The following is a 12,281-nucleotide window of genomic DNA, read 5'->3' as shown; positions in this document are numbered from 1 at the left end:
ATGCAAATGACAACAGAGATGACCCAACAATGGTTAAATGCATTTACAAAAGCCATTGAGGAAAATAAAGGCTATTTAAGTGATCTAGATACCCCTATTGGTGACGGCGATCACGGCAACAATATGGCTCGCGGCGTCGCAGCCTATCAAGAAGCATTTGCAAAACAACAGCCTAAAACAATCACAGACACATTCAAAGTACTCTCGATGGCATTGATTTCTAAAGTTGGTGGTGCTTCAGGTCCACTTTATGGCTCAGCATTCATGAACATGACCAAAGCTACAAAAGAACTGGAAACAATTGATTCGTATGAACAATTAGGAAGCATCATCGAAGAAGGGCTTAATGGGATCAAAGCTCGAGGCAAAGCAGAATTCGAAGACAAAACGATGGTCGATGTCTGGCAACCTGTTGCCGCAGCGTTAAAAAACGGCAGTCTGACTAAAGAACAAATCGAGGAAGCCAAAGAACATACAAAAGACCTAGTCGCCAAAAAAGGCCGTGCTTCTTATTTAGGCGAGCGGGCAATCGGACATATCGATCCAGGTGCCGCTTCCAGTGCATTGTTGTTTGAAACGCTTGTTGCAACGATTGGATAAAGATCCTCATTCCACTTAGGAAAGGCGATACAAAAAACCGAGAGATCTCTTGCGATTCTTGAAGATAAACAAGAATCTGTGCTTGAGACCTCTCGGTTAGTTTATTTTTCTAAGAAATAGTCAACGCCATTATTGCAAAATAGCTTGAGAAACTAGTGTACAATATTGCAACATGCCATCAGGATTTGGATGAACTCGATCTTCATAGAACCACTCTTCATGTTCATTACTTAAATCATACCAATCGATCAATGTCATATTGTCGTATTTAGCAGCCATTTTCTCCAGCATGCTGTTGACCTCATTTTGCCATCTTTGCGTAGGTACCCGCACATTGATCCAATAGACTTTGCGATCGCCAATTTCTTTCATCAAATTATCGAATTGGGTTTCTGTAAAGGACCCATTCGTTCCTAGACCGATCAATACCGTATCTCGTAACAAATCTTTTTCTTTCAATGCTTTGATCAGTTCCGGACTCTCATACAATTGTCGTCCCACATCCCCATCAACGACAGCTTTGGGAAAAATTTCTTGCAAGTCGGCAGTGGCATCCAGCATAACAGAATCACCAAAAGCGGTAATTTCCAGCTCTTCGGCCTTCTTCACCTGGGCTTCTGTCAACCCATATTTTTCCATTACTGATTGTTCGGCTTCCGTTGCCTTTGAAGAATTTTCTCCTGTACTTTCTGTATCCGAGCCATTCGCATTTTTTTGTGTCTGTTCTGCCACTTTTTTATTGGCAGCAATATTTTCTTTTAACTGCTGCTGTTGCGCATCTACATAATTCACCGGAGCGGTAGCTATTCCATAAAGAGCAACTAAGGAAACAAGCAGTCCTGGAAGCAGCCAAGGCTTTTGTCGACTGATCACTGGCTTACTGAACCAATTGCGCACCGTGCGGAAAGTATCTTTGTAGTGGAATTTCCGCAACGGATTTTCGATAAACCGATAGGACAATTCACTGATCAAGAGAATCAATACAATCTCAATCAATGTATGCAGGAGAACATTCTCGCCGACATTCCCAATCTTTGCTTCATAAAAAATCATCACAGGGAACTGATACAAATAAATCCCATAACTCCGCTTGCCGATGTAACTGAATAACGGATTTGTCAGCCAACGGTTCAGACTAGCTCCAGGATGGGCAGTGACCGCCACCAAGATCGTACAAAGCAAGCTGACTAGCAGCATTCCTCCGTAATAAACAAAGGAAAGATGATCATCTAGCACAAAAAATGTTATCACTAAACCAATAAAAGAAAGACCACCAGCTAGGTTCAATACCCGCTTCGCTTTCTTCGGAATTTCTTTTTTTAAATGGGTGCTGGGCCAAATGAAAGCCAGCGCACTTCCCATCCAAATCGAAAACAAACGCGTGTCGGTACCATAATAAACTCGAGTAGGGTCTGCCCCTGGTGAATACCAGATCGCTAATAAAAGAGCCGAAAGTAACGAGCAGCCGATCACGATTTTAAAAATCGTCCCACGATTTTTGACTAACTTCATCAATAAAATAAAGAGTAACGGCCAAATCAAATAATTCTGCCCTTCAACAGCCAAAGACCATAGATGCGTAAAGGGAGATTCATTGCCGAATCGGTCAAAATAAGAAAGACCGTGATTGATCTGCCACCAGTTGTTGACATACAAGAGACTGCTGACGACGACTCCCCGCAGATTATTCAGTAAATTCCGCTGGAACAATGTAATGTAGGCAGCAGACAGAAGCAGCATCACCACCATGCCAGGATACAGTCGTTTCATCCGGCGGACATAAAAATCTTTGACAGCAATACGACCGTTCTGGTCCCACTCCTGTCGAAGCAAATCGGTGATCAAATAACCAGAAACTACAAAAAAAACAGGAACTCCTAAATACCCGCCTCGCATTTGAGTAGGTAATAAATGATATAAGATAACGCCGATCACGGCTAATGTACGGATACCGTCGAAACCAGTGATATAGCGGCTTGTTTTTAACCGTTTGTTCATTCTCCAACCACTTTTCTTTTTTTTGATCAACTGTTTTCGTAAGAAACAGTCAATGTGGAACCATTAAAAAATAATGACCTATTTCTTCATAATTTACCAGATAAAGCAACAAGAAAGCTAGCAAGAATACTCTATTTTCTAAAAAAATTAATTTTTACAAAAAGAAAAAAGCATTTCATCACGAAACGCTTTGATCCAAGCTCTCCTATAATTCTTCTTCATAAAAACGACCCAATATTTGTACATTTTCAGCAATACTGACAAATGCCTTGGGATCTGCTTCTTTCATGGCAGAACGTAACATCGGCAACTCGAAGCGTGTAACGACAGTCAATAATACTGTCTGTTTATCATGCTTGTAGGCTCCTTCTGCTTCATTGATGATCGTAATTCCTCGGCGCAGACTTTTCTGGATCGTATGGATGACTTCTTCAGGAATTCTCGTAATAATCGTTACCTGCATTTTCTTTTGCTTGGTAAAAACAGCATCGGTGACTTTACCACTGACAAAAATCGCAATGGCACTATATAGCGCATACTGCCAGCCGAACAGGATGCCCGCAGCAAACATGATGGCAATATTGAAAAAAATCGAGATGGACCCGATGGTTTTCCCCGTACGTTTCCGGATCGCGATACTTACAAAATCGAGGCCGCCAGAGGAAAGTCCGCTTTTTAGCGCATAACCAATACCGGCTCCGTTGATGGCTCCCCCAAAAATCCCACAGATCATCGGATCTGTCGTCAGTGTTTCTTCTGGAAGAATCTGTACGAACAAAGATGTTAGGACTACAGTAATTCCTGTGAAAATCGTAAATTTATGACCAATCTTGAACCAGCCGAGAAAGAAAAGCGGAATATTCAGCAACAATAGGGCGACTGAGACGGGGATATAGAATCCAAGCCAATCCGTGGAAACGGTGGTCAAAATTTGAGCTATCCCTGTGATCCCGCTAGAATAGATTTTGCCGGGTTGATAAAAAAAATTGACTGCGATCGCCGATAAAATGGCGTAGACGATCGAAAACGATAATTTGTTGGCATAATCAGGGTGTGGCAGCCATTTAAAGAGGGTATTCATTTCATTCAAGAGCCTCGCTTTGTTGATTTGCTCTTATTATACTTCAGATAGTAAAAAAAGAAACGAACAATGAAAGAAATAGACAAATTCTCATGGAATTTTCTTAATCGTCTATTTTCATTCATCATTCGCTCGTTTGTTCTTTACTTGTTCATTTCTTTTTACTTAGTCTTCTTCAACTGTCGTGACATCAATATTCAATTCGAACAATTGCAGCGGCGCCACTTTACTTGGCGCTTGTGACATTGGATCGGCGGCTTTCCCGTTTTTAGGGAATGCGATCACTTCACGGATGTTTTCTTCACCAGCCAGCAACATCACTAAACGATCCAAGCCTAGTGCGATTCCGCCATGTGGTGGGAACCCATAGTCTAATGCCGTCAGCAAGAAACCAAATTGTTCTTCCATTTCACGGCGAGAAAAACCAAGGGTTTCAAACATTTGTTCTTGAACATCCCGCTGATGGATCCGGAGAGACCCACCGCCAAGCTCGTAACCGTTCAAGACGATATCATAAGCTTCCGCATACACTTTTGCAGGATCAGTTGCCAACAATGGTACATCTTTTTCTTTAGGCATCGTAAATGGATGGTGAGCAGAGACATAGCGGCCAGCTTCTGCATCGTATTCAAATTGTGGCCAATCTGTTACCCATAAGAAATTGAACTTGCTTTCATCGATCAAGCCTAATTCTTTTCCTAACTTGCTGCGGATTGCTCCTAAAGCCGCCGAAACGATCTCAAACTTATCCGCACCAAACATTAGGATATCACCCACTTCTGCATTCGTAGCAGCAATGATCGATGCTGCAGCGTCAGTCAAGAATTTTGCGATTGGTCCTTTTAAGCCATCTTCTTCGACTTTGACCCATGCTAACCCTTTCGCACCAAACTGTCCTGCGTAATGTCCCAAATTATCCATATCTTTTCGGGAATATTTATCCGCAGCACCTTTTGCATTCAATGCTTTCACCACACCGCCATTTTCAAGCGCCATTTGGAAAACTTTGAAATCAACATCTTTAACGGTTTCGGACAAATCAATCAATTCCATGTCAAACCGAGTATCTGGCTTGTCGCTGCCATAACGTGCCATGGCATCATCGTAAGTCATTCGCGGAAACGGCGTAGTTACTTCTAGCCCTTTGACTTCACGCATGACATTGACTAACAGTTCCTCCGTGTAAGCTTGAATCTCTTCCGCCGTCAAAAAGGTTGTTTCAATATCGACTTGGGTAAATTCAGGCTGACGGTCTCCCCGCAAGTCTTCATCCCGGAAGCAACGGACGATTTGATAGTAACGATCGAATCCAGCACCCATCAATAATTGTTTGAAAATTTGTGGCGATTGTGGCAATGCATAAAAATGACCAGGGTAAACCCGGGAAGGAACGAGATAATCTCTGGCGCCTTCTGGTGTTGATTTCGCTAAATAAGGGGTTTCGATATCTAGAAAGTCATTGGTATCCAAGAAATGACGAATCACTTGTGTCGTTTTTGCCCGCATCATGATATTCTTAGTCATTTTGGGACGGCGTAAATCCAAATAACGATATTTCAACCGCGTTTCGTCTCCTACGATTTGATCATCTTCGATCGAAAATGCAGGTGTTTTGGCTGTATTCAAAATAGTGATCTCGCTGACCATCACTTCATAGTGCCCGGTTTTCATCTTAGGATTGATTGCTTCCGGTGCTCGATTGATGACTTGACCTGTCACTTCTAGCACATACTCGCTGCGGCAAGTATCTGCAATCGCCCATGCTTCTTTGGATACTTCCGGATTAAAGACAACTTGCACGATCCCTTCTCTGTCCCGCAAATCAATGAAAATCACTCCGCCTAAGTCACGACGTTTTTGGACCCAGCCTTTTAAAGTAACGGTTTGATCTAAATGGGCTTCTGAGACGCGCCCACAATATACTGTACGTTTGCTCATTCTTCTTCTCCTTGCTTGATTAAGATTGTAGTCATTTCATCATAGATTTCATCAAAATGATCATACAGATCGGCTAACTTAAATTGTTTCTCGATCCGGCTTGCCATCGATTTGATGTTGATCACTTGTTCAGCTAATTCATTTTCACCTAGGGTCAGCACCAAACGCGCCCCTTGCTTATCTGCCGATTTGAACTGCGCTTTTGCTTTCCGATTCATAAAATCACGATCTGCCGAAAAGCCAAAATTACGGATCGCCTGAACGACTTTCAATGCTTCCAAATTGGTTGCTTCTCCTAGACCAACAACATAAGCATCTAATTCGTTCAATGCTGGAATAACGACTTCTTCTGCTTCCATTGTGATCAATAGACGTTCTAAGCCCATCGCAAAACCGAAACCTGGCGTTTGTGGGCCGCCTAATTCTTCGACCAGATGGTCATAGCGTCCACCCGCACAGATCGTAGCTTGCGCCCCCATTTTTGGCGCTTCACTCATAATCTCAAAAATAGTATGGGTATAATAATCCAGTCCCCGGACCATATTTGAATCAATCTCATAAGGAATGTCCAAAGCATCCAACATCGTGATGACTGTTTCAAAATGGGCTTTAGCTTCCGGACTTAAATAGTCCAAGATCGAAGGAGCATCCGCAACGAACTGTTGATCTCGTTTGTCTTTACTATCTAAAACCCGCAGTGGATTCTCATGCAGACGACGTTTTGAATCTTCACTTAATTCTGCTTCATGAGGCGATAAATAATCAATCAGTGCTTGACGATAGTTCTTACGCGTTTCTTTATCCCCTAAAGAGTTAATCACTAATCGAAGTTGACTTAGCCCTAATTGTTTAAAGAAATCCATCGCCATCGCCATCGTTTCAACATCTGTCGCAGGATTTGCGGAACCAAATGCTTCTACACCGATTTGATGGAATTGACGCAAGCGACCTTTTTGCGGCCGTTCATAGCGGAACATCGGTCCAATATAAAAGACTTTGTAAGGCTTGTTGTATTCAGGTCCGAAAAGTTTATTTTCAACATAAGAACGAGCAATCGGCGCTGTGCCTTCCGGACGCAATGTCACATGGCGCTCTCCTTTGTCATAGAAATCGTACATTTCTTTTGAAACGATGTCGGTTGTATCACCAACGCTTCTAGCAATCACTTCAAAATGTTCAAAAATCGGTGTGCGGATTTCATTGTACTGGTAATCACGAAAAACCAAACGGGCTGTTTCTTCAACAAACTGCCATTTTTCGGATTCTCCTGGTAAAATATCATTGGTGCCTTTTGGACGTTGATAACTCATCTGTTTTCATCCTCCTATTGTGGGTATCTTCGATCGATCAAAAACGATCGTATGTATTCATTACAACTATACTGATTTGATCCATTGTGGGAAACGATTTTCTGTTCATCATCTGCTCGTCTACTCTGCGTTACGCCTACCGTCGCTTCTAAGCTGTCGCTAAGAAGGACTTGCATAGTCTTCGACCAGTCGCAGTGATTCGGAAAGCGGTGACTACTCTCCCTTCGGTCGCCTACTACTGTTCATCATCTGCTCTGCCCTGCTTCGCAGGTCAATCGCAGTGATTCACAGCAAAAAACTCGCCCTTGTTTTCTACACAAGGGCGAGTTATTACACGCGGTACCACCTAAAATTCGAGAACTTTCATTCTCCTTTCGATTAACGCTCGTTCACGGAACAGCTTTTCTTCTGTTCATCTCCAGATTGTCTTTCCGACATTTGTCCTAAACTGCTTGCAGCCATGGCAGTTTTCTCTTTGAAGGTCCAATAATGACGTACTCGATCTTTCACAGATTTTTGATATTATCTATAAACTACAAGAATCCTTTGGAAATGTCAAGCTGTTTCATAGGCTTTTTCAATACTTATGAATATCGTTTTTCAAGTTTTTCCTTTACACTAAAAGAAGAGATTAGAAGGAGGAATTGCTTTATGACAGATGTTCAAATCGGCAAATCACAAGTCTATGTACGCTCCCTTGGCTTAGGTGCAAATGCCATCGGCGGCCACAATTTATTTCCAAATTTAGATGAAGAAGAAGGCAAGGAAATTGTGCGGACGGCGCTGCGCAATGGGATCAATTTGATTGATACTGCCTATATTTACGGTGAAGGTCGATCAGAAGAACTGATCGGTGATGTCTTGCAAGAAGAAGCGTTCGATCGCAATCAAGTCATCATTGCCACTAAAGCAGCTCATCGACCAGAAGAACCAAACAAAAAAGATAATTCGCCGGAATTCCTGACCCAAGCCGTTGAAGAAGCTTTAACACGCTTAAAAACCAACTATCTGGATATATTTTATATTCATTTTCCAGATGAAACCACCCCTAAAGAAGAAGCGATTCGCGCATTGCATCAACTGAAAGAAGCTGGCAAAATCCGTGCGATCGGTGTCTCCAACTTCACACTTGAACAATTAAAAGAAGCCAATGCCGAAGGGTACGTTGATGTTGTGGAAGATGAGTACAGTTTGATCCATCGCCAAGCTGAATCAGAACTTTTCCCTTATTTAGCTGAACATTCAATCAGTTTTGTTCCGTACTTTCCACTAGCATCCGGGTTGTTGACTGGAAAGTACACACAAGAAACGACCTTTTCAAACGACGATATCCGTAGTAAAAAGCCGGACTTTCAAGGTGATCGCTTTAAAAAAATCGTATCGGCTGTCGACCAATTGCGACCAATCGCTGCCTCTTATGATGCAACGATTCCTCAACTTGTGTTGGCTTGGTACATGAAAAATCCTGCAGTTGCAGCAGTTATTCCAGGTGCAAAACAAGCCAGTCAAGTTGCTGACAACGCGCAGGCATTGGATATCCATTTATCCGCAACCGATTATCAAGCGATTGATCACCTGTTTGCTGAATTTAAATAGTCCCGAAACAAGAGAAGGCACTTTGCATTTCTCTTGTTTTGTATTATGCTGATGAAAACAGTTATGAAAAGGAGCAACCCTGATGTCCTTATATTCCGGCTATATCCGCCAACCTCATTACTATGAAACCGATCAGATGGCAATCATTCACCATGCAAATTACATCCGTTGGTTCGAAGAAGCACGAGTAGATATGCTCGCCTTTTTACAATTGCCATACCATAAAATCGAAGAAGCGGGTTTGATTGTTCCCGTTCTTGAAGTCAATGCACAATACAAGGAAATGATCCGTTATGAGGATCAAGTACGCATCGATGTGCTCGTCGATCATTACACCGGTACTCGACTTGATTTTCGTTATGAGATTTATAGAACTGACAACAATCAGTTAGTCACAACTGGCGCTTCCAAACATTGTTTTTTGAGTAAAGAGACCTATCGCCTAGTCCATTTGAAGCGCAGCTTTCCTGAGATCCATCAAGTATTTTCAGATTATGCGACATTATCGGCTGCCTCGAAAAATTAATCTCGAGACAGATTAATTGCATTTAGAGCACTTTTTTGTATAATCAAAGGTAATTTTTATGGGAGGATGATGACAATGTATGTTGTTAAAGTCTTGCATGGTTACATTGGCAAAGATGGTCGTCGCACTCGTGAAAAAATACCTGACAAGTTGTGGATTTTTGAAGATCGGAAGCAGTCGGAAGCCTTTGCAGCAAAAATAGGCGGAAGAGTCAAACCTCTCACAGAAGTAAAGCCAAATCAATAAAAAGCAAGACAGCGAAAGAACGCTTACTGGCGTAAGTTTCATTATTCGCTGCCTTGCTTTTTTTATTGCTTATCGCTTTTGCTAGTCATCTTGTTCAGTTTCTAAAATTTCTCCTGTTTGCGCATTGATTTTAACATTTGTTTTTTTGTTGCCGTCTTCAACTTTGACTTCCCAATAAGTCACATTCATTTCTTTATCAAGATCCCAATCTGTTGCTTGTCCACCGCCAGCTTCTTTCACAGCACTATCGGAAATCTCTTCCAATGAAAGCAAGTTGGTCAGATCCAATTGATCGGCTTCTTTTTTGACACCGTTTTGTTCGTCCGCATCTAGTTTTTCGGTTCTTTCTTCAGAAGTTTCTTTTGTTTCTGCATCGATCTTTAGTTCAAATTCATTCGTGTCGTCTACGCCTTCAACTTGATAGAAGTACTTACCAAAAGAAGTATCCAAGTCAAGCGATGTGATTGCTGCATCTGGATATTTGTTTTGGAACACTTGGACGGCTTCTTCTACTGTCACTGTAGGCAAACCGCCATTTGCGATGGCTGCACTGCTTGAAGATCTGTCCACAGCTTGCGAAGAAGTTGTTTCATTTGATGATGCGACTGCTGAGCTTGAACTGCTGTTTTGTGCAGTTTCAGAATTTCCAGTGTTATTTTGTGTACATCCTGCCAATAATCCTAGGGCAGCGATTCCGAACAAAATTGTTGTTTTTTTCATGTTTCATTTCTCCAATTAATTGTCTATTCCTTTTTTCTATATATTTAGAATAACAAGTCCTTCAGAAAAAAGAATCAAAAATGCTTGAAGAAAATCTAAAAAAATCTTCATCTTTCTCTTTCACTTGGGAAATCAATTTTAAAGACACTGCCTTGCGGCTGATTATCCGTGACGGTAATTTCAGCATGATACTTGTTGGCCAGCTGCTTTACCAGTGATAATCCGATTCCTGAACCGGAAATTTGACTGGAACGAGAATCTTCCACTCGATAGAAACGCTCAAAAATCAACGCTTTCTTATCATTGGGGATCCCAATACCAAAGTCGGCAACGGTTAGAGACAAGTGCGTTTGATCTTGTGTCAGTCTCACATGAATGGGCTGATCTGCTGGTGAATACTTCGCTGCATTTTCTAAAAGATTTTGGATGATCTGTTGGAAGTCACGTTTGTGCCCTTGCTTCCTACACTGGTTTTCCACAAAATATTCAATCGATTGCGGAACGATCGTTGCTTGTTTTTCACATTCTTCTCGCACGATCTGCGAGACATCAACGAGACTTATTTCTTGGGTTTGGTTTTTTTCCAAATCCAGCAGTTGATTACTCAATGTTTCCAAACGCTTCGATTCTTTATCGATAAAGGCCAGTGAAGAAGGAATGACTTCTGGGTGTTTGGTTCCACGCCGCTGGATCAATTGGACATGTCCGCGAATCGCGGCTAAAGGTGTCCGCAGCTCATGAGAAGCATCGGCAACAAACCGTTTTTCTCGCGCGATCGTCTCACGCTGTTCTTTCAGTAGTTTATTGAAAGCCAACGCCACAGAACGAATCTCGATTGGTTCTTCAACAATCGTCAATTCGCCTTTTTGGCTTTGTTCGATTTCAGCAATTTCTTGCGCCATCCCTGTTAATTTCCGGCTCCATTTCCCAACGCTCCAATAAATCAATATACTGCCAACGACTACAGCGATCAGGTTCAAGAAACTGCTGATCATAAAGAGACCATAGGCTAATTCCACACTGTCCTCACCATTGATGGCGATCTTCACCTGATCCCTATCGATTTCTTGGGTTTTCGTATAATAGATACCATCATCTGTAAAGACGATGCCCTCCAAAAATGGGATGATCCGTCCTTGATTGATCTCGGCAAAAATCTCTGCTGCATCTTCTGATAAAATGACACTGCCATCAGCTAAGATCACTTGCAAGGCATCTTCTTCATCTGCCGAAACATAGGCATTGACTAGATCATTCCAGTCATCCCCTGAAGCTTCCCCGTTTTCGATAGCCTCAAGAATATTGCTCGCACGATTTTCGATATGTTCAAACAAATACCCTACGGATAACAAGATAAACAATACATTGAAGAGAATCAACAGACCAAATAGAATCAAAGAAAAGCGGCTCGTTAATTGAAACTGGGCAGTTTTTCTGCGTGGGTTGGCGAACTTATTCTTCATGGGCGATCCTCAACACATAGCCTAATCCCCGAACAGTTGCGATCATTTTCCCTTTACCGCAGACATCCAGCTTGTTGCGAAGGGTGCGAATATAAACATCTACCACATTTGTTTGACCATCGTATTCATACCCCCAAATCTCATTCAATAGCTCATCTCTGGTTTTGACTACTTCTGGTTCTTTCATCAACTCATATAAGATTCCAAACTCTTTAGGAGTCAATTCAATGGTCTCTCCGGCAACCTGGACCAAGTGTTTGGCGATGTCCATCATCAACTCGCCTACCACCAACTGATTTTGTTGGTTCTTTTGCTGTTGGGCTTCCCGCTGCAACCGTCGCTCAATCACGCGAATCCGGGCAAACAGTTCTTCGATTTCAAAGGGCTTCGTTAAATAATCATCTAGGCCAACGTCAAGACCAGTCACGACATCGGCAGTTTGATTTCTGGCTGTCATCATCAAAATCGGAATATCGCTTTCTTTGCGAATTCGCCGCGCCACCGTGATGCCATCATAGATTGGCAGCATCCAATCCAACAAAATCAGATCAAACAGATCAGTTTGCTGATTGAACAAGGTCAATGCCTCTTGGCCATCTTTGGCCCATACCGTGTCGTACCCCTCAAAAGTCAACTCAGTCTGGATAAAACTGGCTAAACTTTCTTCGTCTTCCACTATCAAGATTCTCAAGGCCATCTGCTCTCCTCCTATTTTTGCTTCTATCATAACGGATTTTGTAAAAACTTCCTAACGGATTGAAAGAAAAAGATCATGAAGATTTTTTCATGTTCAGACAAAAACG

General features: G+C 42.1%; 11 protein-coding genes and 1 other annotated feature. Of the genes, 4 read left to right on the top strand and 7 right to left on the bottom strand.

Annotated features, from left to right (window positions below; genetic code table 11):
• On the top strand, window positions 1–600 hold the full coding sequence (gene dhaL, locus EGX73_RS07740; protein WP_003128682.1) for a dihydroxyacetone kinase subunit DhaL: 600 nt from the start codon (window positions 1–3) through the stop codon (window positions 598–600).
• 129 nt (window positions 601–729) lie between these two features.
• Here the strand turns inward: dhaL and EGX73_RS07735 are convergent, their stop codons facing one another.
• The 4 genes from EGX73_RS07735 to hisS form a co-directional block, all read right to left on the bottom strand.
• Window positions 730–2,598: an acyltransferase family protein gene (locus EGX73_RS07735; RefSeq protein ID WP_117474757.1), complete on the bottom strand. Its 1,869-nt coding sequence runs from the start codon at window positions 2,596–2,598 to the stop codon at window positions 730–732.
• A 205-nt stretch (window positions 2,599–2,803) separates the two neighbouring features.
• Window positions 2,804–3,679, bottom strand: coding sequence for a YitT family protein (locus EGX73_RS07730; protein WP_005472693.1), 876 nt, complete (start codon window positions 3,677–3,679; stop codon window positions 2,804–2,806).
• A 165-nt stretch (window positions 3,680–3,844) separates the two neighbouring features.
• Window positions 3,845–5,617, bottom strand: a complete 1,773-nt coding sequence (aspS, locus tag EGX73_RS07725) for an aspartate--tRNA ligase (protein ID WP_003128677.1) — start codon at window positions 5,615–5,617, stop codon at window positions 3,845–3,847.
• A complete protein-coding gene (hisS, locus tag EGX73_RS07720; protein ID WP_003128675.1) occupies window positions 5,614–6,927 on the bottom strand; it encodes a histidine--tRNA ligase in 1,314 nt (437 codons plus the stop codon). The genes aspS and hisS overlap by 4 nt, the downstream gene beginning before the upstream one ends.
• A gap of 315 nt (window positions 6,928–7,242) precedes the next feature.
• Window positions 7,243–7,446 (bottom strand) — a binding site (T-box leader).
• 132 nt (window positions 7,447–7,578) lie between these two features.
• Between hisS and EGX73_RS07715 the strand changes: the two genes are divergently transcribed.
• The 3 genes from EGX73_RS07715 to EGX73_RS15925 all read left to right on the top strand — a co-directional run bounded on the left by EGX73_RS07715 (window position 7,579) and on the right by EGX73_RS15925 (window position 9,295).
• A complete protein-coding gene (locus EGX73_RS07715; protein ID WP_005472695.1) occupies window positions 7,579–8,523 on the top strand; it encodes an aldo/keto reductase in 945 nt (314 codons plus the stop codon).
• A gap of 82 nt (window positions 8,524–8,605) precedes the next feature.
• Window positions 8,606–9,049, top strand: coding sequence for a thioesterase family protein (locus EGX73_RS07710; RefSeq protein WP_003128673.1), 444 nt, complete (start codon window positions 8,606–8,608; stop codon window positions 9,047–9,049).
• A gap of 75 nt (window positions 9,050–9,124) precedes the next feature.
• Window positions 9,125–9,295 carry a hypothetical protein gene (locus EGX73_RS15925; RefSeq protein WP_005472698.1) on the top strand — a complete coding sequence of 57 codons (171 nt, stop codon included), beginning with the start codon at window positions 9,125–9,127 and terminating at the stop codon, window positions 9,293–9,295.
• An 81-nt stretch (window positions 9,296–9,376) separates the two neighbouring features.
• Here EGX73_RS15925 and EGX73_RS07705 read toward each other — a convergent pair whose 3' ends face one another.
• The 3 genes from EGX73_RS07705 to EGX73_RS07695 form a co-directional block, all read right to left on the bottom strand.
• A complete protein-coding gene (locus tag EGX73_RS07705) occupies window positions 9,377–10,015 on the bottom strand; it encodes a PepSY domain-containing protein (RefSeq protein ID WP_123866862.1) in 639 nt (212 codons plus the stop codon).
• Window positions 10,016–10,122: 107 nt separating this feature from the next.
• The gene (locus EGX73_RS07700; RefSeq protein WP_003128670.1) at window positions 10,123–11,478 is read right to left on the bottom strand and encodes a cell wall metabolism sensor histidine kinase WalK; all 1,356 of its coding nucleotides are present in this window, start codon (window positions 11,476–11,478) and stop codon (window positions 10,123–10,125) included.
• Window positions 11,468–12,175, bottom strand: coding sequence for a response regulator transcription factor (locus tag EGX73_RS07695; RefSeq protein WP_123866861.1), 708 nt, complete (start codon window positions 12,173–12,175; stop codon window positions 11,468–11,470). The genes EGX73_RS07700 and EGX73_RS07695 overlap by 11 nt, the downstream gene beginning before the upstream one ends.
• Between the last annotated feature and the right edge of the window lie 106 nt (window positions 12,176–12,281).

Source organism: Enterococcus sp. FDAARGOS_553 (assembly GCF_003812305.1).
Classification (GTDB): domain Bacteria; phylum Bacillota; class Bacilli; order Lactobacillales; family Enterococcaceae; genus Enterococcus_D; species Enterococcus_D gallinarum.
This window is presented reverse-complemented; position numbering and strand designations above follow the sequence as displayed.